Annotated in this window: 19 protein-coding genes and 1 pseudogene; 8 read left to right on the top strand and 12 right to left on the bottom strand. The window is 68.7% G+C overall.

Annotation, left to right across the window (positions count from 1 at the left end; all coding sequences use genetic code 11):
- Nucleotides 1-53: 53 nt before the first annotated feature.
- Nucleotides 54-1,670 carry a methyl-accepting chemotaxis protein gene (locus IPF36_RS20585; RefSeq protein ID WP_195429895.1) on the bottom strand — a complete coding sequence of 539 codons (1,617 nt, stop codon included), beginning with the start codon at nucleotides 1,668-1,670 and terminating at the stop codon, nucleotides 54-56.
- A gap of 320 nt (nucleotides 1,671-1,990) precedes the next feature.
- Between IPF36_RS20585 and IPF36_RS20580 the strand changes: the two genes are divergently transcribed.
- The 3 genes from IPF36_RS20580 to IPF36_RS20570 all read left to right on the top strand — a co-directional run bounded on the left by IPF36_RS20580 (nucleotide 1,991) and on the right by IPF36_RS20570 (nucleotide 7,145).
- The gene (locus IPF36_RS20580) at nucleotides 1,991-3,319 is read left to right on the top strand and encodes a bifunctional diguanylate cyclase/phosphodiesterase (protein WP_135703104.1); all 1,329 of its coding nucleotides are present in this window, start codon (nucleotides 1,991-1,993) and stop codon (nucleotides 3,317-3,319) included.
- A gap of 329 nt (nucleotides 3,320-3,648) precedes the next feature.
- A complete protein-coding gene (locus tag IPF36_RS20575) occupies nucleotides 3,649-6,486 on the top strand; it encodes a DUF6600 domain-containing protein (protein ID WP_195429894.1) in 2,838 nt (945 codons plus the stop codon).
- A 71-nt stretch (nucleotides 6,487-6,557) separates the two neighbouring features.
- Nucleotides 6,558-7,145 carry a J domain-containing protein gene (locus tag IPF36_RS20570; protein ID WP_133095788.1) on the top strand — a complete coding sequence of 196 codons (588 nt, stop codon included), beginning with the start codon at nucleotides 6,558-6,560 and terminating at the stop codon, nucleotides 7,143-7,145.
- A 148-nt stretch (nucleotides 7,146-7,293) separates the two neighbouring features.
- Here IPF36_RS20570 and IPF36_RS20565 read toward each other — a convergent pair whose 3' ends face one another.
- The 11 genes from IPF36_RS20565 to IPF36_RS20515 form a co-directional block, all read right to left on the bottom strand.
- Entirely contained in the window at nucleotides 7,294-8,475 is a 1,182-nt protein-coding gene (locus tag IPF36_RS20565) for an ABC transporter substrate-binding protein (RefSeq protein ID WP_133095787.1), read from the bottom strand.
- A 193-nt stretch (nucleotides 8,476-8,668) separates the two neighbouring features.
- Complete coding sequence (locus IPF36_RS20560; protein WP_133095786.1) at nucleotides 8,669-9,376, bottom strand: ABC transporter ATP-binding protein; 708 nt, start codon at nucleotides 9,374-9,376, stop codon at nucleotides 8,669-8,671.
- On the bottom strand, nucleotides 9,363-10,127 hold the full coding sequence (locus IPF36_RS20555; protein ID WP_195429892.1) for an ABC transporter ATP-binding protein: 765 nt from the start codon (nucleotides 10,125-10,127) through the stop codon (nucleotides 9,363-9,365). The genes IPF36_RS20560 and IPF36_RS20555 overlap by 14 nt, the downstream gene beginning before the upstream one ends.
- The gene (locus IPF36_RS20550) at nucleotides 10,120-11,151 is read right to left on the bottom strand and encodes a branched-chain amino acid ABC transporter permease (protein ID WP_135703100.1); all 1,032 of its coding nucleotides are present in this window, start codon (nucleotides 11,149-11,151) and stop codon (nucleotides 10,120-10,122) included. Before IPF36_RS20550 ends, IPF36_RS20555 begins: the two co-directional genes overlap by 8 nt.
- Nucleotides 11,152-11,161: 10 nt before the next feature.
- Nucleotides 11,162-12,025 (bottom strand): branched-chain amino acid ABC transporter permease, encoded by an 864-nt coding sequence (locus IPF36_RS20545; protein WP_133095783.1) that lies wholly within the window; start codon nucleotides 12,023-12,025, stop codon nucleotides 11,162-11,164.
- A 545-nt stretch (nucleotides 12,026-12,570) separates the two neighbouring features.
- Complete coding sequence (locus IPF36_RS20540) at nucleotides 12,571-13,575, bottom strand: tripartite tricarboxylate transporter substrate binding protein (protein WP_195430386.1); 1,005 nt, start codon at nucleotides 13,573-13,575, stop codon at nucleotides 12,571-12,573.
- Nucleotides 13,576-13,678: 103 nt separating this feature from the next.
- Nucleotides 13,679-17,251 (bottom strand): indolepyruvate ferredoxin oxidoreductase family protein, encoded by a 3,573-nt coding sequence (locus tag IPF36_RS20535; protein ID WP_195429890.1) that lies wholly within the window; start codon nucleotides 17,249-17,251, stop codon nucleotides 13,679-13,681.
- Nucleotides 17,252-17,342: 91 nt separating this feature from the next.
- Nucleotides 17,343-18,386 (bottom strand): Ldh family oxidoreductase, encoded by a 1,044-nt coding sequence (locus IPF36_RS20530; protein WP_135703098.1) that lies wholly within the window; start codon nucleotides 18,384-18,386, stop codon nucleotides 17,343-17,345.
- Nucleotides 18,383-19,087: a GntR family transcriptional regulator gene (locus IPF36_RS20525; RefSeq protein ID WP_133095780.1), complete on the bottom strand. Its 705-nt coding sequence runs from the start codon at nucleotides 19,085-19,087 to the stop codon at nucleotides 18,383-18,385. The genes IPF36_RS20530 and IPF36_RS20525 overlap by 4 nt, the downstream gene beginning before the upstream one ends.
- A 6-nt stretch (nucleotides 19,088-19,093) precedes the next feature.
- Nucleotides 19,094-20,248: a UxaA family hydrolase gene (locus tag IPF36_RS20520; RefSeq protein WP_135703097.1), complete on the bottom strand. Its 1,155-nt coding sequence runs from the start codon at nucleotides 20,246-20,248 to the stop codon at nucleotides 19,094-19,096.
- A 5-nt stretch (nucleotides 20,249-20,253) separates the two neighbouring features.
- Nucleotides 20,254-20,544 (bottom strand): UxaA family hydrolase, encoded by a 291-nt coding sequence (locus IPF36_RS20515; RefSeq protein WP_133095778.1) that lies wholly within the window; start codon nucleotides 20,542-20,544, stop codon nucleotides 20,254-20,256.
- A gap of 219 nt (nucleotides 20,545-20,763) precedes the next feature.
- Here IPF36_RS20515 and IPF36_RS20510 point away from each other — a divergent pair, with 219 nt between their 5' ends.
- The 5 genes and pseudogenes from IPF36_RS20510 to IPF36_RS20490 form a co-directional block, all read left to right on the top strand.
- Complete coding sequence (locus tag IPF36_RS20510) at nucleotides 20,764-21,225, top strand: hypothetical protein (RefSeq protein WP_133095777.1); 462 nt, start codon at nucleotides 20,764-20,766, stop codon at nucleotides 21,223-21,225.
- Complete coding sequence (locus IPF36_RS20505; protein WP_135703096.1) at nucleotides 21,215-21,580, top strand: hypothetical protein; 366 nt, start codon at nucleotides 21,215-21,217, stop codon at nucleotides 21,578-21,580. The genes IPF36_RS20510 and IPF36_RS20505 overlap by 11 nt, the downstream gene beginning before the upstream one ends.
- A 47-nt stretch (nucleotides 21,581-21,627) precedes the next feature.
- The gene (locus tag IPF36_RS20500) at nucleotides 21,628-22,599 is read left to right on the top strand and encodes a zinc-binding dehydrogenase (protein WP_135703095.1); all 972 of its coding nucleotides are present in this window, start codon (nucleotides 21,628-21,630) and stop codon (nucleotides 22,597-22,599) included.
- A 26-nt stretch (nucleotides 22,600-22,625) separates the two neighbouring features.
- Nucleotides 22,626-23,420 carry a TauD/TfdA family dioxygenase gene (locus tag IPF36_RS20495; RefSeq protein WP_135703965.1) on the top strand — a complete coding sequence of 265 codons (795 nt, stop codon included), beginning with the start codon at nucleotides 22,626-22,628 and terminating at the stop codon, nucleotides 23,418-23,420.
- Nucleotides 23,421-23,473: 53 nt separating this feature from the next.
- Nucleotides 23,474-24,075, top strand: a pseudogene (locus tag IPF36_RS20490) (NAD(P)(+) transhydrogenase (Re/Si-specific) subunit alpha); the annotation flags it as partial.

Genomic DNA, 24,075 nt, shown 5'->3' with positions numbered 1-24,075 from the left:
TGGGCGGGCCAATACGGGCCAATACGGGCCGATAAGGTCCAGTAAGGGGCCGCCTAGACCTTGAAGCGCGAGACGCCGCTGCGCAGGTCGTTGGCGACCAGCGTCAGTTCGTCGATGGCCTGGCCCGACTGGCGCAGCGATTCGACCGTCTGCTGGGCGGCTTCCGACAGTTGCATCAGCGCCTGGTTGATCTGCTCGGCGCCGCCGGCCTGCGCCTGCATGCCCTCGCTGACCATGACCACGCGCGGCGCCAGCGATTGCACCTGGGCGATGATCTGAGACAGCTGGTCGCCCACCTGCGTCACCTCCGACATGCCGCGGCGCACTTCTTCCGAGAACTTGTCCATGCCCATCACGCCCGCGGCAACGGCCGACTGGATCTCGCGCACCATCTGCTCGATGTCGTAGGTGGCCACCGCAGTCTGGTCGGCCAGGCGGCGGATCTCGGTGGCCACCACCGAGAAGCCGCGGCCGTACTCGCCGGCCTTCTCGGCTTCGATCGCGGCATTGAGCGACAGCAGGTTGGTCTGGTCGGCCACCTTGGCAATGGTGGTCACCACCTGGTTGATATTGCCGGCCTTCTCGTTCAACGTGGCGAGCTTGCCGTTGACCGAGCCGGCGGCGTCCATCACGTGCTGCATGGTGCCTTCCATGCGCGACAGGCCCACCTGCCCGGTGCCGGCCAGCCCGGCCGCCTGCTCGGCGGCGCTGGACACCTCATGGATGGTGCGCACCAGGTCGCGCGCGGTGGCCGAGATCTCGCGCGAGGTGGCGCCGATCTGCGTGGTGGTGGCGGCGGTCTCGGTGGCGGTGGCCTGCTGCTGGCGCGCGGTGGCGGCGATCTCGTTGACCGAGGTGGTGACCTGGATCGCGGTGCGCTGCGCCTGGCCCACCAGCGAGGTCAGCTCGCCGGTCATCTGGTTGAAGCCTTCCTCGACCTCGTGGAACTCATCCTTGCGGCGCAGCGCCATGCGCTGGCGCAGGTCGCCGCCGCGGATGCCGGCGAGCAGGCCGACGATCGACTGCATCGGCACGGTGATCGCGCGCAGCAGCAGGTAGCCGCACACCACGGCCACCACCAGCGCGACGATCAACGCGGCCTCGATGCTGATCTTGGCGGTGTTGACGGCATCGTCGATGCCGCGCGCGGCGCGTGCATTGACCGCGCTGTTGTCGTCGACCAGGTGCTGGGCCGCCTTGCGCGCGGCGATCCAGCGATCATGCACGGGGCCGCGCAGCGCCGCGACCGCGGCCGCGCCGTTCCAGTCGCCGGCCTGGGCCAGCACCTGCGCGGCCTGTTCATACTGGGCGCGCAGGTCGCGGTAGGCCTGGAACGCGACGCGGTCCTCGCTGCGCGTGATCGTGCCCTCGTACTGCTGCTCCAGCTTGTCCAGGCGCGCGGCCGCGTCCTTGCCCTGTTCCTGGAAACCGCGGCGCTCGTCGTCGTTCGAGGCATTGATGGTCTGCCAGGCAAGCACGTAGCGCTCGCCCCAGACGCCGCGGATACCGGTGCTGTAGTTCAGCCCCGGCAGGGCGTCATGCAGCATCAGCGCGGTCTCGCGCTCGATCGCATTCATCCGCATATAGGCGACCACGCCCATCAGGGCCATGACCAGCAGGATCATGGAAAAGCTGGCCAGGATGCGGGTACGGATGGTCCAAGCGTTCACGGTGAAGGTCCCGGTAATGTTCTTGTTCAGGGAGGAGCAGGGCGACGGAGCGCAATGTTACCGGGGGCGGCCGTTGCCCGCATCGCCGCGTCCAGGGCCGCTTTCCGGCTGCGCGGCTGCCGGCACGGCCCTGGTGCGCGGTAGGGTACTGTATGCCGCAAGCCGATTCAACGCGCAACCGCGCGACGGGCTCGCCAGCGTTGCGCCGCCGCATTGGGGTTACGGCAGCCGGCGGGAACTTCTTGATTTTTTCCAAGTTTTCGTCACACTTGCTAAATTGCTTGCGGGTAACAATGTCGACAATTACAGATGGGGCAGGGATGGTGGCCAAGTCCGGGGCGAAGGCGGCTGGTGCCTCGCCAGGCTCGGATCTCGATCCGCTGACCGGCGTTGACAATCGCCAGGGGTTTCTGAAGCGGCTGGAGGTGCGCCTGCAGGCTGAGGCGGTGCCCCGCTGCGCATTGCTGCTGATCGGCATCGATGATTTCCGTGCCTTCAATGATATGCACGGGCATGCCGAGGGCGACGTCATCCTGCAGCGGGTGGCCCGGCGCCTGCGCGATGCTTCGCCGCGCGATGCCGCCATCGGCCGCGTCGGCAGCGACGAGTTCGGCGTGCTGCTGCCTTCCATTTCCGATCCCACGCTGGTCCGGCATGTCGGCGCGGCGATCCTGTCAATGCTGTCTTCCCCGCATGAGCACGCCGGGCGCCGCCACCATGTGCTGGCCAGCATCGGCGCGTGCGTGATTCCCGCTGCCGGCGAACTGGGTTCAGACGTACTCGCCGCCGCCAGCCTGGCGCTGGCCCGTGCCAAGCACGACGGCGGCCGCACCATCCGCTTCTTCAAGCCGCAGATGCGCTCGGACGTGACCGCGCGCCTGTCGCTGGTCCAGGCCCTGCACGAAGCCTACGCGCAGCGCCAGTTCGAGCTGCTGTACCAGCCCCAGGTCGACCTGCGCGACGGCCGAATCCGCGGCGCCGAGGCGCTGATGCGCTGGCGGCATCCGACCCGCGGGCTGATCGTGCCGGCACTGTTCATCGACGCGCTGGCTGCCAGCAGCATTGCCAGCGACGTCGGCATGTGGCTGCTGCAGACCACGTGCGCGCAGGCGCGCGCGTGGTCGCTGGCGTTTTCGCAGCCGCCGCGCGTCGCCATCAACCTGTTTGCGGCGCAGCTGTCCGAAAGCCGCCTTCTGACCGAGGTGCGCCACGTGTTGCGCGCGCTGGAGCTGGCGCCGGATTGCCTGGAGATCGAGATCACCGAGACCATCGCGCTGCAGCAGGGCGACGAGGTCTCGGACCAGCTGCAGGCGCTGCGCCGCGACGGCGTGACGCTGACCTGCGATGATTTCGGCACCGGCTATGCGTCGCTGAGCTTCCTCAAGTCGTTCCCGGTCGACCGGCTCAAGATCGACCAGTCCTTTATCCGCAATGTCACCCAGGATCCGGTCGACGCCGCGATCGTGCGTTCGGTGATCAACGTGGGCAAGAGCCTGCGCATCGGCGTGGTCGCAGAGGGCGTCGAGACCCCGGAGCAGCGCGACTTCCTGCTGGCCCACGACTGCTACGAGGCGCAAGGCTACCTGTATGGGCGGCCGATGCCGGCCGACCGGCTGACCGAACTGCTGCGCGAGCAGCAAGGCCGCTGAAACCGCCGCCGGCCGGCCGGCGCGCGCCGGCTCCGGCAATACCGGCAAAACCGGCAATAGTTGTTTCTACCTTTGACGCCCGGTGTGCCGCCGCGCATCGCCCGCCGCCCGCCTTCCCGCCCGCCGCCTGCCTCGCGCCTCGTTTCCCGGCGGGCCACCATGCCACATGGTGAAATACGCGCTTACAAAGTGCGCCGCATGGGCCATGTTGCCAGGCTTCCCGGCAATGTATGGTGCCAATAGGATGGCGCGTTGCCATTGGCTTCGCCGATCGGTTCCGACCGGCTGCCCGCGCCGCATCCCGGAGCGTCTTGTCCCGACCTGAAATCATGTCCGAATCCGTCCAATCTGGTGGTTCCCGCCCGCTCGCCGGCCCGCGCACCCGGCTTGCCCTGACTGCGCTCGCCGCCGCCTCGGCCCTTGCGGTGGCGGCTGCTGCACTGGCCCAGGTGCCGCCACCCGGCCAGCCCTACCTGGACGCGCCCATCGTCGACGCCCCGGTTGCGCAGGCCGACCCGTCCGCCCGCATCGCCACGCTTACCGCGGTCGACGGCAACCTGAGCTTCGCGCCGGCCGGCTCGGACCAGTGGGCCGCCACCGGCCTCAACCGCCCGGTCACTACCGGCGACCGGCTGTGGATGGACGCCGGCGGCCGCGCCGAGCTGCACGCCGGCAACGTTGCCATGCGCATGGGCGGCGCGACCGCGGCCAGCATCCTGAACCTGGACGACGACACCACCCAGGTCAAGCTGACGCAGGGCACGATGCAGGTGCGCGTGCGTGCGCTGCCGCAGGACCAGACCGTCGAGATCGATACCCCCAACCTGGCCTTCGTGCCGCGCGAGCCGGGCGACTACCGGCTCGACGTGGCGCCGGACGGCAGCACCACCACGGTGACGATGCGGCATGGCAGCGCCGTGGTCTACGGCGATAGCCGCTCGATCGAGCTGCAGCGCGGCGATCGCATGCGCTTTGCCGGCACCGACCTGGCCGATGCCGGCGGCGGTCCGATTGCCGAGGACAGCTTCGACCGCTGGACCGCGGCCCGCGACGCCCGCGAAGACGCGTCGCCGTCGGCGCGCTACCTGCCGCGCGAAATGCCGGGCTACGCGGCGCTGGACGACTACGGCGACTGGCAGGAAGAACCCGCCTACGGCGCGGTCTGGTTCCCGCGCGTCGTCAGCGCCGGCTGGGCACCCTACAGCGTCGGCCACTGGGCATGGATCGCGCCGTGGGGCTGGACCTGGATCGACGATGCCCCATGGGGCTTCGCCCCGTCGCACTACGGGCGCTGGGCCTTCGTGGGCACGCGCTGGGGCTGGGTGCCGGGCCCGCGGGTGCGGCCGTGCTACTCGCCGGCCGTGGTGGCCTTTGTCGGCGGTGGCGGCGGCGGGCACGGCTGGAGCAGCGTGCAAGTGGGCGGGGGCCCCGGCGTGGCGTGGTACCCGCTCGGTCCGCGCGATGCCTACCGGCCGGCGTACCGCGCCAGTCCCAGCTATGTCGCGCGCATCAACCGCGTCACCGTCAACAACATCGTGATGGGCGACCGCGGGCGGCCCGTGCCGTATGCCAACCGCAACGTGCCTGGCGCCATCACCGGCATGCCGGCGCGCAATTTCGTCGAGGGTCGCCCGGTGCGCGGCATGCACCGCGCCGAATGGCGCAACCTGCCGGCCGGCGAGGCACGCGGCGGCCCGCCGGTGGCGCCGGTCAAGAACAGCCTGGTCGGCGCCGCGCCGGTGCGGCAGCTGCCGCCGCAGGCGCGCCCGGTCTTCGAGCGCCAGGCGATCGCGGCGCACCCGCCGGGACGGCCGGCCACCGATGACCTGGCCCGACGCTTCGCCCGCGAGGGCGGTGTCGTCCCCGGGGCGGGCCCGGCATGGCGCGGCAGCCCCGAGCCACGGCCGGGACGCCCCGGGCGCCCGGGACGCGAGGCGCAGCCCATGCCGGACGTGCGCATGAGCCAGGCCGCCCTGGCCGCGCGCGAGCAGCAGCCGCGCGCCGGCCGCCCGGACCCGGCCCAGGCGCCGGACGGCTGGCGCGGCAATGGCCGTGGGCAGAGCGCGCGTCCCGACGATGGACGCGGCTTTGCCGGCCAGCCTGATGCGCAACGCCAGGCGCAGGCCATGCAGCGCGAACAGCAGCAGGCGCGCGACCTGCAGCGGCAGCAGCAGGAAGCGATGGAGCGCCGCCAGCAGGACCAGCAGCGCCAGTGGCAAGGCCAGCCTGGCCGCGAACAGCAACAGGCGCGCGAACTGCAGCGGCAGCAGCAGGAAGCGATGGAGCGCCGCCAGCAGGAGCAGCAGCGCCAGTGGCAAGGCCAGCCTGGCCGCGAACAGCAGCAGGCGCGCGAACTGCAGCGGCAGCAGCAGGATGCGATGGAGCGGCGCCAGCAGGAGCAGCAGCGCGGGCAGCAACGGCAGTGGGCGGACGGGCAGGATCGCCCCGATCCGGCGCGGCAGTCGCAGGAAATGCAGCGCCAGCGCTTCGAGCAGCAACGCCAGATGCAGGAGGCGCAGCAGCGCCAGGCCCAGGACGCCCAGCAGCGCCAGATGCAGGAAGGCCGCCAGCGCCAGCAGATGGAGCAGCAACGTCAGGCCCAGGACGCGCAGCGCCAGCAGATGGAGCAGCAACGCCAGGCGCATGACGCCCAGCGCCAGCAGATGGAACAGCAGCGCCAGGCCGCCGAGCAGCAGCGCCAGCAGGTGGAGCGCCAGCGCCAGATGGCCGACCAGCAGCGGCAGGGGCAGGAGATGCAGCGCCAGCGCTTCGAGCAGCAACGTCAGATGCAGGAGGCCCAGCAGCGCCAGGCGCAGGAAGTCCAGCAGCGGCAGGCACAGGCCGCCCAGCGTCAGCAGATGGAACAGCAGCGGCAGGCGCAGGAACAACAACGGCAGATGCAGGAGCAGCAACGCCAGCAGGCCATGCAGCGCCAGCAGGCTGAGCAGCAGCAGCGCGCCGCGCAGGCGCAGCAGCGGCAGGCGCAGGAGCAGCAGCGGGCAATGCAGGAGCAGCAGCGCCACCAGCAGGAACAGCAGCGGCAAATGCAGGACCGCCAGCGCCAGCAGATGGAGCAGCAGCGCCAGCAACAGCAACAGCAGCAGCGCGCCCAGCACGACCGTGGGCAGATGGAGGCACGTAACCGCGACGGTGACCGGCCCCAGTAGCGGCGATGCCCCCGATGGGCCGGCGCGCCGTGCTAGCATGAACGCCAGCCCAGCAGCGCCCCCATCGCCCCATGACGACCCTCTACGCGACACTAGGCGTGCAAGCCGACGCCACCCTTGACGAGATCAAGCTGGCGTACCGGCGCGCCGCAATGAAATGGCACCCGGACCGCAACCTCGGCCGCGAGGCCGAGGCGCACGCGGCCTTCCAGGAAATCCGCGACGCCTACGCGATCCTGTCCGACGCCGAACAGCGCCAGATCTACGACGAAGTGTTCGAGCGCGAGATGCGCCGCTGGCAGGCGGAGCAGGAAGCACACGAAGAGCAGGAACGCGCCGCGCAGCGCGAGGCCCAGCGCGCGGCGCAGGAACAGTACGAGAAGATGGTCACCATCGCCATGCGCTTTGCCGATGACGGCCACAACCGCGATGTCCTGTTTGGCGTGCTGCTCGGCCGCGATTGCGAGGCGGAGCTGGCGGCCCGCATCGCCGACAGCGTTTCGGCCTTGCAGGCATCGCGGCAGGCAAGCGCGGCTGCCGCGCAGGCGCCGGAACCCGAGGCAGCGGCGGCGTCAGGGCACGATGCCCCGGAGCGCCACAGGCGCCATCCCGGCGCCTTCGATTCGTTCTGGCACGGCCTGTTCGGCGTTCGCTCGTAGCGGCGCGCCGACCTCCGGCTGAGACGCGTCGGATCCTGTCGGTTGCCGCCAACAGAAAAAAGCCCCACAGGCGCGTGGCCTGCAGGGCTTTTCGGCGTGGATGGCCAACGCATTTGGCCAGCGCATTTGGCCAGCTCATCTGGCCACCTTACTTGGCCAGCTCCGACAGCCGCACCTGCGAGATCTTGCCGTTCTGTACCCAGCCCACCACGGTATCGGCCATCGAGCCGCCCTTGGCATCGATGCCGTCGACTTCGTTGGGATTGACCTCCCTGGCCAGTCCCTTCACCGCGTCCGGCATCTTTGCGCGGATCGCCGCGGCATCGCTGGTGGTGCCCGCCAGCTTCATGGCGCCGGCCAGCGCATAGACCATGGTGTAGTTCAGCGACATCTCGGTGGTCGCATCGCGGCCGTCATGCAGCTTCTTGTACTTGGCATTGAACGCCTGCGCCGCCGGGCGGTTGTCGTTGACCAGCGGCAGCACGCCGATCGAGCCTTCCAGCATCGACAGCCCGTTGGTGACCTTGGCCATCTCGTCCATCTTGGCCTGGTCCATCACGATAAAGCCGCCCTTGAAACCCAGTTCGCGCGCCTGCTTGACCACAAGCGCGGTCGGCTCGGACGGTCCGCCGACGAACATCACGTCCGGCTTCTCGCTGATGGCGCGCGACACGCCGCTGTAGAAGTCGGTGGCCTTGGTGTACGACATCGGGTTGTTGGCCACCACCTTGCCGCCGGCCGATTCCCAGGCCGGCACGAAGGCCTGCACCCAGGCCTTGGCATAGTCGTGATCCGCCGGCGTCAGCGCCACGTTCTTGCCATAGCGCTTCATCTGCGCCTTGATGAACGGCTCGATATAGCCGGTATAGGCCGGGGGGATGCGGATGGTCAGCTTGTTGCCGGCATCGGTGATGCGCGGCACGCTGGAATAGGCCATCACCAGGAATTTCTCCTGCTCGTTGAAGGCCTGCAGCGCAAAGATGCCGCCCGAGTGCGGCACGAAGATCGCCGCGGTCTTGTGCTGCTGCACCAGCCGGCGGCCGTTGATGGCGGCCTCGGCGGGCGAGTACTTGTCGTCCAGCGCCACCACTTCCAGCTTGACCTTCTTGCCCTTGACCTCCAGCCCGGCGGTGTTGATTTCATCCACCGCCATCTGCACGCCCGACAGCACGTTCTTGCCATACAGCGCGGCGCCGCCGGACAGCGGGCCGGTATAGCCGATCTTGACGACTTCCTGCGCCAGCGCGGCGCCCGAAGCCATTATGGCGGTCATGGCGGCCACGGCGGTGGCGGCCAGCGGGAAGATACGGCGGATGATGTTGCTTTGCATGGTGATGTCTCCTGAAAGTACTGCATCTATTCGATCTGCCATCTCTGGCCGACCGCTTGTTTTCTCCCCTCTCGCGCTTGCGGGAGAGGGGCAGGGGGAGAGGACAGGCCGTGGTTATGCCAACGCATGCACTTCGTCTGACACGCCGGCCCTCTCCCCAACCCTCTCCCGCAAGCGGGAGAGGGAGCAAAACCTACCCGCCGATATACGCCTTCCGAATCCCCTCATCCCTCAGCAACGTATCCCTGTCCCCCTCCATCACGATCTTCCCGCTCTCGATCACATACGCGCGATGCGCAATCCCCAGCGCCGCATAGGCGTTCTGCTCCGCCAGCAGCACCGTGGTGCCCGCCCGGTTGATGCGCTGGATGATCTCGAACATCTGCTTGACCACCAGCGGCGCCAGCCCGAGCGACGGCTCGTCCAGCAGCAGCGCGCGCGGCCGGCTCATCAGCGCGCGGCCCAGCGCCACCATCTGCTGCTGCCCGCCGGACAGCGACCCCGCGGGATCGTCCTTCTTCTGCCGCAGGATGGGGAAGAGTTCATAGACCTCCTCCAGCGTCTTGCGAATCCCCGCGCCGTCGCGCCGATGCACATACGCACCCAGCACCAAGTTCTTTTCCACGCTCATCGCGGGAAAGAGCTTGCGTCCTTCCGGGCAATGCACCAGCCCCGCCTGCACGATCTGCGACGGCTTCATGCCCGACAGCTCGCGTCCGTCGAAGCGCATGCTGCCGCCGCTGATGCGGTGGATCGCGCTCATCGCCAGGAAGATCGAACTCTTGCCGGCACCGTTGGCGCCCAGCAGCACCACCAGCTCGCCGGCGCCGGCGTGCAGCGTGATGTTGTCCAGCGCACGGAAGCTGCCGTACGACAGCGAGACGCGTTCAAGCTGCAACATGGTCGGCTCCCAGGTAGGCCTCGATGACATGCGGATCCTGCTGGATCTGCGCGGGCGTGCCTTCGGCGATCTTCTCGCCGTAGTTCAGCACCATGATCTTGTCGGCCAGCCGCATGATCATGTCCATCTTGTGTTCGATCAGGCAGACGGTCTTGCCATGGCGCACCATCTTGCGGATGAGCTCGGCCAGGCCGACGGTTTCTTCCGGATTGACGCCGCCCGCCGGCTCGTCGAGCAGCAGCAGCTCCGGGTCGGTCGCCAGCGCCAGCGCAAACGCCACGCGCTTGCGCGCTTCCTGCGTGATATCGGCGGCGACTTCATGCGCGAGGTGCGACAGGCCGACAAAGTCGAGCGCGGCTTCGGCCTTGTCGCGGCACAGGCGCTCTTCCTCGCGCAGCCGGCGCGTGTTGAACAGCACGTCGCCCAGCCCGGCGCGCGTGCGCAGCCGGTGGCCGACGATCAGGTTATCCAGCACCGTGGCGCGGTCGAACAGCGCGGTCGCCTGGAAGGTGCGCGCCACGCCGAGGCGCGCGATCTGGTCGGCGCGCAGGCCGGCCACGTCCTGCCCCTTGAGCAGGATCTGCCCGGAGGAGGGTGCGTGCGTGCCCGCGACCAGGTTGAAGAAGGTGGTCTTGCCGGCGCCGTTGGGACCGATGATGGCATTGATGTGGCCCTGCTCGAAGGTCACCGAGACATCGTGCACCGCGGTCAGGCCGCCGAATTTCTTGGTCAGGTTGCGGATCTCAAGCATGGTCGGCTCCGGCGCGGGTGGTCGGGACAGATGCGATGTTGCCGGCGGCAGCGGGCTGTGCCTGCTTGCCGCGGCGTGCGGCGGCGGCCTTGCGCGCCTGCTTCTTCAGCCAGGAACCCACGATGCCGTCCGGCACGAAGATAATCAGCAGGATCAGCACCGGGCCGAACACCAGCATGCGGTAGTCCTGCATGAACTGCAGCGACTGCGTGATCCACGGCACCAAGACCGCGCCCAGCAGCGGCCCGAACAGGGTGCCGATGCCGCCCACCAGCATCGACATCACCATGTCGAAGGTCAGGTCGGTGCGGGCGATGTCCGGACCCAGGAAGCGCACCTGGCCGGCGTACAGCGCGCCGGCAAAACCGGCGTAGCCCACCGACAGCACGAACGACAGCACCTTGGTGCGCATCAGGTTGATGCCCAGGGCTTCGGCCAGCGCATCGCTGTTGCGCACGGCCATGAAGCTGCGGCCCAGCAGCGAAGTGACGATCCGGTGCATCAGGAACGTACCCACGGCCAGGAAGAACAGCACCAGGTAGTACTGCGCCTGCACGCTGTCGAACGCGAGCGGTCCGATCGCCGCCGGCACCGGGATGCCGATCAGCCCCACGGTGCCGTGAGTCAGGCTTTCCCATTTCTCGATCACCAGGTAGATGATGTAGCCGATGCACATGGTGAAGATCGAGAAGTAATGGCCCTTCAGCCGCAGCGACACCACGCCGACCACGTAGCCCAGCACCATGCAGACCACGCCGGCCAGCACGAAGGCGAGCCAGAACGGCACCTGGTGATCGACGGTCAGGATGCCCAGCGTGTAGGCGCCGATGGCCATGAAGCCGCCGTGCGCCAGGTTGAGCTGGCCGGTGTAGCCGGTGATCAGGTTGAGCCCGAGCGTGGCGATGGCGTAGATGAAGGCCAGCGTCATCACGGTCAGGTAGTAGCTGTTGGGCGTGACCAGCGGGAACGCGATGGCGAGAGCCAGCAGCAGCATCCAGCCGGTCTTTCCTTGCAGTGCTTTCATGTCGTACTCCTCAGGCTGCCTTGCCGGCAAACAGGCCCTGCGGCCGGATCGACAGGATCACCACCAGCAGCACGAAAGCGATGATGTCCTTGTAGTCGGTGGAAACGTAGAAGCCGCCGAAGCTCTCGGCCATGCCGATGATCAGCCCGCCGACGATGGCGCCGGGAATGCTGCCCATGCCGCCCAGGATGATGATGACGAAGGCCTTGGTGATCACCAGGTTGCCCATGCTCGGGTAGACCAGGTTGATCGGCGCGTACAGCGTGGCGGCGATCGCGGCCAGCGCGCCGGAGATGGCGAAGACCAGCAGCGTGACGCGCGTCGCATCGATGCCGACCAGCGCGGCGCCGTCGCGGTTCTGCGCCATCGCCATGATGGTGGCGCCGGTCATGGTGCGCGTGAGGAACAGGTGCAGCAGCACCATCAGCGCAAACGCGGCGCCGATGATCAGCAGGCGCTGCAGCGGCGCGGTCAGGCCGAAGACGTCGACGATCTGGCCGTACGGCGTCGGCATGCGATGGAAGTCCGCGCCCCACAGCGCCTGCGCGCCGGCCTCCAGGAACAGCAGGATGCCGATGGCCGCGATCATGTCGTGCAGCTCGGGCGAGTTGCGCAGCGGATGGAACACCAGCCGGTCGGCCAGCATCGACAGCACCGCCACCACCAGCGCGGCGCCGACCATCGCCAGCCAGTAGTTCATGCCCAGCGCCGTCATCAGGTAGTACGACACATAGGCGCCGGCCATGTAGAACGCGCCGTGCGCGAAATTGGGCACGTGCAGGATGCCGTAGACCAGCGTCAGGCCAAGGGCCACCAGGCTGTAGACGCCGCCCAGCGTCAGGCCGTTGAGTATCTGTTGAAGGAACAATGCCACGGGGTTACCTCATGCGGTTCGCGAATCGGAAATCCAGGCACGCGCTGGCAAGACGCCGCGCGTGATCCCTCGCGGCAGCGCCGGGCGCTGCCGCGCAAGAATTCGGGGCGTATGGGGATCAGGTGCGCGGAGTGCGGGCCTGACAGCGGGCGCCGGCGCCTGGCTGGCGTGTGCCGGCCGGCGTGGCGGGGATCGCGCCGTGACGGTCACGGGGCGGATGCGCGGACGCGGGGTACGGATACTGCATGGGCTGTCTCCTGTGCGATGCGGCAACGTGGCCGCCCGGCTTGCCGGGCACCGCTGTGCCGTCGGCGGCAGCGAAAGCCCGGTGACGAGGTGTCGGGATTATTCCCGCACGATCGTTCGTTTTCACCGACTTTTGCACAGGCTTCGCGGCATCGTCAAGGAAACCGGCTGACAATTCCGCACAGCGAAATAGCGACAGCGAAACCCTCGGGAAAGCCCCAATCGGTACGGCGCCGGAAGCGTCGTACCGATTGCGGAGGCAGGCAGGATGGGGAATGCGAGCGGGCGACGGTGGCCGCTTACTCCAGGCGGAACCCGGTCTGCTTGATCGCCAGCGCCCACTTCTTCTGCTCGGCCGCCATGAAGGACGCGAACTGGTCCGGCGTGCCCGGCGCGGCCGGGTCATAGCCCTTGCTGGCCAGTTGCTGGCGCACGCCGGGGGCGTTGAGCGCCTTGTCGATTTCCTTGCCGAGCAGCGCGACGATTTCCTTGGGCGTGCCGGCAGGGGCCACCAGGCCATACCATTCGCTGGCCTCGATGCCGGGGAAGCCGGACTCCGCCATGGTCGGCACGTCAGGGAACAGCGGCAGGCGCTGCTTGCTTGCCACGGCAATGGCCTTGAGCTGGCCGCCCTTGACGAATGGCATCACCGCCGGCACGCCGTGGAACATCATGTGGATATGCCCGCCCACCATGTCGGTCAGCGCCTGCGGGCCACCCTTGTAGGGAGCGTGCACGACGTTGATCTGGGCGTTTTCCTTGAACACTTCGCTGACCACGTTCTGCTGCGTGCCCGGCCCGACCGAAGCATAGCTCAGCTTGCCGGGCTCGGCCCTGGCGCGCGCCACCAGTTCCTTGACGGAACCGGCCACCGACGGGTTGACCACCAGCATGTAGGGCGAGCTCGCCATCAGGCCCAGCGGCGCGAAGTCCTTGCCCAGGTCGAACGGCAGGTTCTTGTGCAGGCTGGCATTGATCGCCATCGGCGCGCTGGCGACCAGCAGCGTGTAGCCGTCGGGTGCCGCCTTCGCGCCCATGCCGGCGCCGATATTGCCGGTGGCGCCGGGGCGGTTGTCGACGATCACCTGCTGGCCCAGGCTGGCGCTCATCTTCTCGGCCACCGTGCGCGTGACGGCGTCGACACCGCCGCCCGCGGGCCAGGGCACGATGATGCGGATCGGGCGGTTGGGATATCCGCCCTGCGCCAGCGCACCGGTGGCGCAGGCGGCAAATGGGGCGGCAAATGAGGTGGCAAGCGCGATCGCACCCAGGGCGCGGCCAAAGCGGTTCAGTACGGTCTTCATCATCTCTGTCTCCTCGCTGTCTCTGTGGCGGGACCCGCGGCAGCAGCGGCGGCCGGGACCCGTTCGTTGTCTTCAGTCTGTGGTGGATGCTGTTTGAGCTTGCCTATGCCGCCGCGCTGGTCCGCGCCGGAACCTGCGTGCCGCCCGCGTGCCACTGCGCCATCAACCGCTCCCAGCGGATGCGGGTGGCGGCCAGGTTGCGCGCCTTGACGTGGCCGTAGCCGCGGATCTCCTGCGGCAGCCGCGCGATCTCCAGTGCCAGTTCGAGGTTGTGCGCGGAAAGTGCCGGCAGCAAGGCTTCGATGCTGCGGCGGTACTCGCCAATTAGCGCGCGTTCCTGCCTGCGTTCCTGCGTGTAGCCGAAGGGATCGAACGGCGTGCCGCGCAGGCCCTTGAGGCGGGCCAGCACGCCGAAGGCGTTGCGCATCCATGGGCCGTAAGCCCCCTTGACCGGCTCGCCGTCCTGGTTCCTGCGCGCCAGCAGCGGCGGCGCGAGGTGGTGCACCAGGCGGACCTTGCCTTCGAACATCGACGCGATCTGCTCGCGGAAGGCGGCGCCGGTGTGCAGGCGCGCCACCTCATATTCGTCTTTATAGGCCATCAGCTTGAACAGCGAGCGGGCCACGGCTTCGCTGAGGCGGGTGCCGCCGACGACCGATTCCGCTGCGCTGACGCGACTGATGAACGACTCGTATTGCGCCGCATAGGCCCGGTTCTGGTAGCCGGCCAGGAACCCGGCGTACTTGCCCGCCAGTTCCGCCAGCGGCACCTTGCGCGCGAACTGGATCACCTGCGAGCCGTCCGGCTGCGACGGCAGGTACGACTGCAGAGCAGGCATATCGTGCGCGCCCAGGCGCCCCCATTCGAACGCCGCCTTGTTGCTTTCCACCTGCACGCCGTTGAGCTCGATGGCCCGCATCAGCGCCGCGTGCGACAGCGGCACCTTGCCCTGCTGCCAGGCATAGCCGAGCAGCAGCAGGTTGGCGAAGATCGACTGGCCCAGCAGCTGCTTCGCGACCTGCTCGGCGTCGAAGCTGGCCAGTTGCCCTTCGCCGACGGCGCGCGCGATACGCGCCACCGCCTCGCCGGCCTGCGGATCCCAGTCGGGGTTGCGCACGAATGCCGCGGTGGGGGTCAGGTGGCTGTTCAGCACCACATAGGTCCGTGCCGACATCGCCGCCAGCGACGCCTTGCCGGCCGCGACCACGGTGTCGCAGGCGATCACCAGGTCGGCCATGCCCAGGTCGACGCGGCTGGCGTGCAGCGCGTCGGGGCTGGCGGCGATCTGGATATGGCTCCAGGTGGCGCCGCCCATCTGCGCCATGCCGGTCGCGTCCTGCGTGATCACGCCCTTGCCTTCCAGGTGCGCAGCCATGCCGAGCACGCCGCCGATGGTGACGATGCCGGTGCCGCCGATGCCGGCCACCACGATGCGCTGCGGCTTGCCGGCATCCGGCAGCGCGGGCATCGGGATCGCCGGCGGCGTGGCCTTGCCGCCGGCCGGCTTCGCGGGCTTCGTCAGCTGGCCGCCTTCGACCGTGACAAAGCTCGGGCAGAAGCCCTTGGTGCAGGAGAAGTCCTTGTTGCAGGTGTCCTGGTTGACCTTGCGCTTGCGCCCGAAATCGGTTTCCACCGGCTGCACGGCCAGGCAGTTGCTCTGCACCGAGCAGTCGCCGCAGCCTTCGCACACCAGCTCGTTGATGACCACGCGCCGGGCCGGATCGGCCATGGTGCCGCGCTTGCGCTCGCGGCGCTTCTTGGTGGCGCAGGCCTGGTCGTAGATGATCACGGTCACGCCGGCGACCTCGCGCAGCTCGCGCTGCACGGTGTCCAGCTCGTCGCGGTGGCGCACGGTGACGCCCGCCGCGAGGTTGCCGACACCCTTGTACTTGCCCGGCTCGTCCGTCACCACCACGATCTGGCGCGCGCCCTCGGCGGCCAGTTCGCGCGTCATTGCCGGCACGTCGAGCTGGCCGTCGACCGGCTGGCCGCCGGTCATGGCCACCGCGCTGTTGAACAGGATCTTGTAGGTCAGGTTCACACCGGCGTGGATCGACTGGCGCACCGCCAGCAGGCCAGAGTGGTTGTAGGTGCCATCGCCCAGGTTGGCGAACATGTGCGCGCGCTTGCTGAAGGGCGCCTGGCCCATCCAGTGCACGCCTTCGCCGCCCATCTGCGACCACGAGGTGGTGGACCGGTCCATCCACACCACCATGCCGTGGCAGCCGATGCCGGCGGTCGCCACCGAGCCCTCCGGCACGCGCGTGCTGGTGTTGTGCGGGCAGCCGGGGCAGAACCAGGGCAGGCGGTCGGTGGCGCGGCTGTCGCCCTGCGCGGTGGCGCGTTCGGCGGCGGCGATCTCCTGCAGGCGCTGGTCCATGCGCGCGGCCATGTCGGCCGGCACGCCCAGTGCCTTCAGCCGCAGCGCGATGGCCTTGGCCACCAGCGCCGGCGACAGGTCGGCCTTGGCGCGCAGCAGCCAGTCTTCGGCGGGCTTGCGGTGGCTCCACTCGCCGCCATTGCCGTCGCTGTGGTGGTACTTGCCGAACACGGCGGGGCGCGCCGCGGGCGGGTAGTGGTAAAGCTCGTCCTTGAGCTGCTGCTCGATCACAGGCCGTTTTTCCTCGACCACCAGCACCTCGCGCAGGCCGCGCGCGAAGTCGCGCACGCTGTCCGGCTCCAGCGGCCACACCACGCTGACCTTGTGCAGGCGGATGCCGAGGGCGCGGCAGGCGGCATCGTCCAGCCCCAGGTCCAGCAGCGCCTGGCGTGTGTCGCTGTAGGCCTTGCCGCTGGCAATGATGCCCAGCCGGTCATCGGGACCCTCGATCACATTGCGGTTGAGGCGGTTGGCGCGCACGTAGGCCAGCGCCGCCGGCCACTTGAACTCCATCATGCGCGCCTCGGCCGCGAGCGGGTCGTCGGGCCAGCGGATATGCAGGCCGCCGGCGGGCTGCGTGAAATCCTCCGGCAGCACGATGCGCACGCGGTCGGCGTCGGTGACCACCGAGGCGCCCGATTCCACCACTTCCTGCACCGTCTTCATGCCCGACCACAGCCCGCTGACGCGGCTCATCGCAAAGGCATGCACGCCCAGGTCGAGGATGTCCTGCACGTTCGCCGGGAAGAACACCGGCAGCCCGCACGCCATGAAGGTGTGGTCGCTCTGGTGCGCCAGCGTGCTGCTCTTGGACACGTGGTCGTCGCCAGCCAGCGCGATCACGCCGCCCAGCGGCGCGGTGCCGGCCAGGTTGGCGTGCTTGAGCGCGTCGCCGCTGCGGTCCACGCCGGGACCCTTGCCGTACCAGATGCCGAACACGCCATCGAACTTCCTGCTGGCGGCATCGAACTCCAGTTGCTGCGAGCCCCACACCGCCGTGACGCCGAGTTCTTCATTGACGCCGGGCTTGAACACCACGTTGCTGGCGGCCAGGTGCGCGCGCGCCTGCCACAGCGCCTGGTCATAGGTGCCCAGCGGCGAGCCGCGATAGCCGGAGATAAAGCCGGCGGTGTTGTGGCCGGCCGCGGCATCGCGCCGGCGCTGCAGCAGCGGCAGGCGCACCAGCGCCTGTACGCCGCTCATATAGGCACGGCCGGACTCCAGCGCGTACTTGTCATCGATCGACACAGCGGCCAGGGCCTGGCGGGCCGCATCGGGGGGCATGGGGGCATTCATAGTGGCGGTTTTTCAGGCAAGCAGGGTTGAAGGGGGCCAGCCGGTGTGCGCATGGCACCCGGATCTTCGGCAAGACGGAAAAGAAAACCGGTTACCCGGGCAGGGGGATGCCCAGCGCCTGGCCGAGCGTGTCCAGCTCCCGCGCTAAGGCATCGGGCAAGGCAATGCCGTGCTGGCGCCCTTCGCGCTCGAGCAGGTCGCCGCGATGGCCGGGTAGGCGCGCGTCGGCACCGCCGGCGGCAAGGTAGTTGCCGGTCCATTGCGCCATGTAGTCGGCAAAGAGCTGCTGGCCGGCGAAGGCCTCGGGTTTGACCAGCCAGACAAAGCCGCCCTGGCGGCCGACCGCGCCGGCACCGGAGACGGTATTGCGCTCCGGCGACAGCGAGTCGGCGGTGGCGGCCATGGCGCCGGCCAGGCATTCCACCATCATGGCGATGCCGATGCCCTTGTGCCCGCCCATGGGCAGCAGCGAGCCCTCCAGCGCGCGCCTGGCATCGGTGGTGGGCTGGCCGTCGGCATCGAGCGCCCAGCCTTCCGGGATGGGTTTGCCTGCGCGCGCGGCCAGCAGGATATGGCCGCGCGCGGCGACGCTGCAGGCCACGTCGAACACGATCGGCGCCGCGCCCGGCAGCGGGCAGCCGAAAGCGATGGGGTTGTGGCCCAGCGCCGGGCGGGCAAAGCCTTCCATGCCCAGCATCGGCGGAGTGCGCTGGCCGACCATGCAGAAGGCGCCGGTCTCGGCGGCCTGCAGGGCCGGCAGGCCCAGCGCGCCCAGGTGGCCGCACGACTGCACCGCGACCAGCACGCTGGCGCTGTGCTCGAGCGCCTGCAGGCCCAGCCGCACCGCGTGCGGCGCCGCAACCTGGCCCATGGCGCCATCGGCATCGAGCACGATCCCGCCCGGGAAGGCGCGATGCGACATCCGCGGACGCGGGTTGAAGTCGCCCGCGCGCAGGCGCTCGACGTAGGACGGCACCCGGGTCAGGCCATGGGTCCTGTAGCCGCGCAGCTCGCTGCGCACCAGCCCGGCGGCGGCCTCGTGCGCATGGCCGGACGCCACGCCGCACGCTTCGAAGATGGCCGCGGTCCAGTGCGTGAGCTGGTCTGCAGTGCGACGGATGGTACGGCTCGTCATGTTGACTTCTCCCTGACAATCATCAGGCGCTCCGAGAACGGGGCGGCATAGACCGACTGGTAGTAGAGCGGCTGGTCGCGCAGCGTGTAGCCGCGCAGCTCCATGATGAAGGCCGGCGCGTCGGGTTCCAGCCCGATCTCGCGCGCCGCCGTGGCGGGGGCCGGCCCGAAGCGGATCCACTGGTCCACGCGCAGCGTCGGCAGCGACAGGCGCTGGCCGATCAGCTCGCGCAGGTTCTTCTCCAGCGCCTCGCGGTCCAGGCCGCCGAGCTGGGCGAAGTCTTCGTCGCGCATCCAGAACTCGCTGTACAGGTCCAGGCGCCCGCCCACGCTGATGACGCGCTCGATGCGCACGCAGCCATCGCCGCCGAGGAATTCGGACCAGGGACCCTGGCGCTTGACGCGCTTGACCGAGCGGGCGTGCACATAGGACGGCAGCTCGTTGCCCTGCTCGTCGCGAAAGCGCAGGTAGCGCACGTCGGCCGGCGCCACCCGGGTGCCCGAGACAAAGGTGCCGCGGCCCTGCTCGCGCGTGATCAGCCCCGAGTGCGTCAGCCGCGCCAGCGCCTTCTGCACCGTGCCCACGCTGACCCCGTGGAAGGTGGCCAGCTCGCCCTCGGAGGGCAGCCGGTCGCCTTCGCGCAGGGCGCCGGACTCGATGGAGCGGATGATGGCGTCGGAGACGCTGCTAAGTTTGGTCATGGTCGTTCAAAGGCTCAGGGCGAATCGACTGATCGCGGTCTCCCGGATATCGAGCACCTCGCTGGTCAGCCGCGTGCCGGATGCGACATCGATCGCATAGCCGTACAGCTGCTCGCCGAGGTCAGGGATCTTGTCCCCGTGCTGCAGGACGCCGCTGACGTCGAAGTCAATGTTGTCGGCCATGGTGTGCAGGGTATTGACGTTGCCGCACACCTTGACCGTCGGTGCCACCATGCTGCCGATCGGATTGCCCACCCCCGTGCCGAAGAAGGTCAGCTGGCATCCGCCGGCAGCCAGCGCAGTGAGATTTTCCACTGCCGCGGCCGGTGCGTCCATGAAATGCAAGCCCTTCTTCTGCGGTGCCTCGCCGTAGCGCAGCACGCCCACCAGCGGGCTGGTGCCGGCCTTGGCCATCGCGCCCAGCGCCTTTTCCTCGACCGTGGTCAGGCCGCCGCGCTTGTTGTCGGGCGAGGGCTGGTCCTCGCGCATGTCCACGCCGCGCGAGATCGCCAGGTTTTCCATGTTGCGCACCGCGGTGACGAAGGCCTCGCGCACGCGGCCATCGGTGGCGCGCTCGGCAAACAGGTGCTCGGCGCCGATGAACTCGGAGGTCTCGGAGATGATCACGGTGCCGCCCTCCGCCACGACCATGTCCGCCATGCGGCCGATCACGGGATTGCAGCTGAGCCCGGAGGTGGTGTCCGAGCCGCCGCACTCCACGCCGATCACCAGGGACGACACCGGGCACGGCACGCGCCGCGCCCTCGACGCCGCCAGCGACAGCCGCGCGGCCTTGCGCGTGCCGTCGGCAATGCATGCGACCGTGCCGTCGGGCTGCAGGTGCACGCGTTCGACCGGCTTGCCGGTGCTGCGGATGCGGCGTGCCACTTCCTCGGTCGACGACTCTTCCAGGCCGACCAGCAGCACTGCCGCGATATTCGGATTGCGGCCCAGCCCGGCGAGCGACTCGAAGGCGAAGTCCAGGTCGGCGCCGAACTGCCCGCGCACGAACAGCGTCGTCACCGGGATGCAGCCGCCCACGGTGCGCGCGATGGTCCGGGTCACCGGGTTGCAGTTGTCCATCACGGAAACCACCGCGACCCAGTTGCGCACGCCGACCGCGCCGTTCTCGCGCGGGTATCCGAGGAAGGTTGTTGTCATCTGCTTTACCCCTTGTGCAGGTCGCCGCGGGCACGCGCCGACTCGATGTTGTGGACATGCATGTGTTCGCCGGCGCGCACCGCGCGGCTGGCGCGGCCGATGACCTGGCCGTATTTCACGATGGTGGCGCCCGCCGCCGTGTCGGCAATGCAGATCTTGTGGCCGAACGGCACGTCCTGCAGCAGCACCAGCGTGCCGGCGCGCTCGCCTTCCAGCACGCAGGCCTCGCCGGCATTGCCGGTGCCCAGCAGGGTGGCCACGTTGTCGGCCGGGTTCAGTACGATGGCTCGCGGCATTTGATCAACTCCTGTATAGATGTTGAGGCCAACTGTAGGGAACCGGCCGGCGTATGGTCAAGAAAAATTGCGGGTTCTACGAGGAAACCACTACTCTATCCATGGAAGTCCTATATAGAAGTTTGTTGACACCGGCATCTCTGCTGTCTATCGTCATGACAACGGCGGCGGTGTCGGCGCCGGTTTATCGACACCGCGAACCCACTGGAGAAGACAGGCATGAAGGTTCGGTCACACCAGGAGAAGATCGGGCGGCTGCAGGCGCTGCGTGCGCGGCTCGATCCGCAGCAGGATTTCGGCCTTTGGTTCTGGGCAGGCATGACCGCGGGCACCCATGCCGTGAACGCGGCGCTGCACCACGCGGGCGTCACGCAGGACGACGACAGGTTTCCCACGCAGCCAGGCGTCTACCTGGTGCCGCAGCCCGATGGCAGCCTCAGGCCGGCGTTCGGTCCGCTGGGCGACGTGCTCCATGTGGGCCGGCCGAAGGTCGAGGCACCGGTGCCTGCCGACATCGCGGCGATGATGGCGGCGATGGAGGAGATCGAGCATTACCGCGATCCCTGCCTGCGCGAGGGCCTTGAACCCACCCCGGCCATTGCCGAAGTCTGCGATGCGGCGCTGCGCCGCTGCCTGGCGCTGCTGGCGGCGCGACTGGAGGGAGCAAGGGATGGATATTGAACGCCACATGGCGATGGCGCGCGGCATCGAGGCATCGCTGCAGAAGTGCACCAGCGCCGACTACGAGATGCTGATCGAAGGCGCGATGCTGGCCGGCACGCACTGGCTCAACGCGCTGCTGCACAAGCTCGGCACCACGCCGCCGCAGGCGGACGTGTTCCACAGCTACCTGCTGACCGTCAATGAATTCCGCCGGCTGGCGGTGGCGGCGGAACGGCCGCTGCATGCGCTGGCCGCGATCGAGGACAGCCGCGTGCCGTTCGTGCGCGGCAACCACCCCGGCGGTGAAGCAGCCGCCGAGCGCGCACTGGAACTGCTGTCGCTGATCAGGGCGACGGCGCTTGGTAGCGCATAAGGCAGTGCATAGGGCAGCACAGGGATCAATCGGGAAAGGAGACAACAGTGAAGGCAGTCCGCGTAGTGCCGGGCCCGGAGGGCGGCAAGGTCGAAGTGCAGGATATCCCGGTGCCGGTGGCGGCGGCGGGGCAGGTGCTGGTCAGGGTGCGCGCCGCCGGCCTGAACCGGGGCGAGATCAACCAGGCGAAGGAATTGCGCTCGGGCAATACCATCACCGCCGGCGTCGAGTTTGCCGGCGAGGTGGCCGACGTTGGCGCGGGCGTCAGCGGCTGGCGCAAGGGCGACCGCGTGATGGGTCATGGCCGCGGCTGCCAGGCCGAGTACGTGGTGGCCGAGCCGCTGGCGCTGATGCCGGTGCCGGACGGGCTGTCGTGGATCGATGCCGCGGCGTTTCCCAATGTCTTTATCACCGCGCATGATGCGCTGGTCACCAACGGCCGGCTGGTGGCGGGCGAATCGGTGCTGGTCAACGGCGCCTCGGGTGGCGTGGCGATGGCGGCGATCCAGATCGCCTCGCTGATGGGCGCGCGCCCCGTGATCGCGTCGTCGCGCTCGGCGGCCAAGCTCGACAAGATCAGCCAGTTCGGCGTGGACGTGGGCATCGATGCCTCGCGCGACGACCAGGTCGCGGCGGTCATGGCGGCCACCGGCGACAAGGGTGTCGACATCATCATCGACACGGTCGGCGGCCCGCTGTTCGAAGCCAATATGCAAAGCCTGGCGGTCAAGGGCCGGCTGGTGAACATCGCGCGGCTGGGTTCCGCGACCGCGCAGATCGACCTGACGCAGCTCTGGCTCAAGCGCCTGCAGCTGATCGGCGTGACCTTCCGCACCCGCACCGAACAGGAGCGGCTGGAATGCATCCAGGCCTGCGCGCGCGACATGCTGCCGTTCCTGCGCGCGGGGCGTGTGCGGCTGCCAATCGATCGCACCTTTGCCATGACCGATATAGCCGCCGCGCATGCCTACATGAAGCAAGAGCAGCACGTGGGCAAGATTGTGCTGCTTGCAGACTGATTCCACAGAAAAGACGAGGAGACATGATGACCATCCAGATCCAGCCGCTGACCGGTTCCGTTGGTGCCGCCGTGACCGGCGTCGACCTGAACCAGCCGCTCGACGATGCCAGCTTCGACATCCTGCACCGCGCATTCCTGGAATACGGTGTGCTGGTATTCCGCGGCCAGCACCTGCAGCCCGCGGCGCAGGTCGCCTTCGCGCGGCGCTGGGGCAAGCCGGTGCAGGGCAACCCGCTGCTCAAGGGCCTGACAGAGTTCCCGGAGCTGGCCCAGGTGACCAAGATTCCGAAGGAGACCGCGTCGACCGAGGCCTGGCATTCGGACTCGATCTACACCGAGGTGCCGCCCAAGATCTCGATCCTGTCGGCGGTCACCATCCCGGTTGGCGGCGACACCATGTGGTGCAACCAGTACGTGTCCTACGAGCGGCTGTCGCCGGCGATGCAGCGCATGATCGAAGGGCTGCGCTGCCGCTTCTCCGGCGCGCGGCTGGCCAAAATGACCGGCTCCGACAAGGTTCCCGCCGCCGTGCATCCGATCGTGCGCACTCACCCGGAAACCGGCCGCAAGGCGCTGTACGTCGGCCATCCCGATACCGCGCAGTGCATCGAGGGCATGACCGAGGCGGAGAGCCGGCCACTGCTCGACTTCCTCTACGAGCATTCGGTCTCGCCCGACAACGTCTACCGCCATATGTGGCAGCAGGGCGATGTGCTGATGTGGGACAACCGCTGCACCATGCACTACGCGGTGCACGACTACGGCAATGCCGAACGTGTCTTGAACCGCGTCACGCTGGAAGGCGAAGTGCCGCGCTGAGCCGCAACGCCACAGACCGGCGCCGCCATGCGGCGCCAATCCGGAGAATGAAGATGCTGATAGGGATCCCGACTGAGTCGCGGGCGGGGGAGGCGCGTGTTGCCGCGACGCCGGAGACCGTAAAGAAGTACGTGGCGCAGGGCCACAAGGTCATCGTGCAGGCCGGCGCCGGCGTTCGCGCCAGCCAGCCCGACGGCGCGTATGAAGCGGCCGGTGCCACCATCGGCACCGCTGCCGAAGCGCTGGGGGCACAGCTGGTGCTCAAGGTGCGCGCGCCCGACGACGCGGAACTGGCACAGATGAAGCCGGGGGCCGTACTGGTGGGCATGCTCAATCCCTTCGATGCCGAGAACAACGCGCGCATGGCGGCAGCCAACGTGATCGCGTTCGCACTCGAGGCCGCGCCGCGCACCACGCGCGCGCAGAGCATGGACGTGCTGTCGTCGCAGGCCAACATCGCCGGCTACAAGGCCGTGCTGGTGGCCGCGCACCACTACCAGCGCTTCATGCCGATGCTGATGACCGCCGCCGGCACCGTCAAGGCCGCACGCGTGCTGATCCTGGGCGCCGGCGTCGCCGGCCTGCAGGCGATTGCCACCGCCAAGCGCCTGGGCGCGGTGATCGAAGCGTCCGACGTGCGCCCCGCGGTCAAGGA

Origin of the sequence: Cupriavidus sp. IK-TO18 (genome assembly GCF_015549295.1) — a bacterium.
Taxonomy (GTDB): domain Bacteria; phylum Pseudomonadota; class Gammaproteobacteria; order Burkholderiales; family Burkholderiaceae; genus Cupriavidus; species Cupriavidus oxalaticus_A.
The sequence above is the reverse complement of the archived record's forward strand: the minus strand, read 5'-3'. Positions and strand labels throughout refer to the sequence as shown.

Bases quoted from the DNA above. Each gene is read 5' to 3' on its own strand.
- IPF36_RS20560 (WP_133095786.1), bottom strand. From the start codon at position 9,376: ATGTTGCAGCTTGAACGCGTCTCGCTGTCGTACGGCAGCTTCCGTGCG.
- IPF36_RS20495 (WP_135703965.1), top strand. From the start codon at position 22,626: ATGACCATCCAGATCCAGCCGCTGACCGGTTCCGTTGGTGCCGCCGTG.
- IPF36_RS20570 (WP_133095788.1), top strand. From the start codon at position 6,558: ATGACGACCCTCTACGCGACACTAGGCGTGCAAGCCGACGCCACCCTT.
- IPF36_RS20540 (WP_195430386.1), bottom strand. From the start codon at position 13,575: ATGAAGACCGTACTGAACCGCTTTGGCCGCGCCCTGGGTGCGATCGCG.
- IPF36_RS20550 (WP_135703100.1), bottom strand. From the start codon at position 11,151: ATGAAAGCACTGCAAGGAAAGACCGGCTGGATGCTGCTGCTGGCTCTC.
- IPF36_RS20520 (WP_135703097.1), bottom strand. From the start codon at position 20,248: ATGACAACAACCTTCCTCGGATACCCGCGCGAGAACGGCGCGGTCGGC.
- IPF36_RS20515 (WP_133095778.1), bottom strand. From the start codon at position 20,544: ATGCCGCGAGCCATCGTACTGAACCCGGCCGACAACGTGGCCACCCTG.
- IPF36_RS20530 (WP_135703098.1), bottom strand. From the start codon at position 18,386: ATGACGAGCCGTACCATCCGTCGCACTGCAGACCAGCTCACGCACTGG.
- IPF36_RS20575 (WP_195429894.1), top strand. From the start codon at position 3,649: ATGTCCGAATCCGTCCAATCTGGTGGTTCCCGCCCGCTCGCCGGCCCG.
- IPF36_RS20580 (WP_135703104.1), top strand. From the start codon at position 1,991: ATGGTGGCCAAGTCCGGGGCGAAGGCGGCTGGTGCCTCGCCAGGCTCG.
- IPF36_RS20535 (WP_195429890.1), bottom strand. From the start codon at position 17,251: ATGAATGCCCCCATGCCCCCCGATGCGGCCCGCCAGGCCCTGGCCGCT.
- IPF36_RS20510 (WP_133095777.1), top strand. From the start codon at position 20,764: ATGAAGGTTCGGTCACACCAGGAGAAGATCGGGCGGCTGCAGGCGCTG.
- IPF36_RS20565 (WP_133095787.1), bottom strand. From the start codon at position 8,475: ATGCAAAGCAACATCATCCGCCGTATCTTCCCGCTGGCCGCCACCGCC.
- IPF36_RS20505 (WP_135703096.1), top strand. From the start codon at position 21,215: ATGGATATTGAACGCCACATGGCGATGGCGCGCGGCATCGAGGCATCG.
- IPF36_RS20555 (WP_195429892.1), bottom strand. From the start codon at position 10,127: ATGCTTGAGATCCGCAACCTGACCAAGAAATTCGGCGGCCTGACCGCG.
- IPF36_RS20525 (WP_133095780.1), bottom strand. From the start codon at position 19,087: ATGACCAAACTTAGCAGCGTCTCCGACGCCATCATCCGCTCCATCGAG.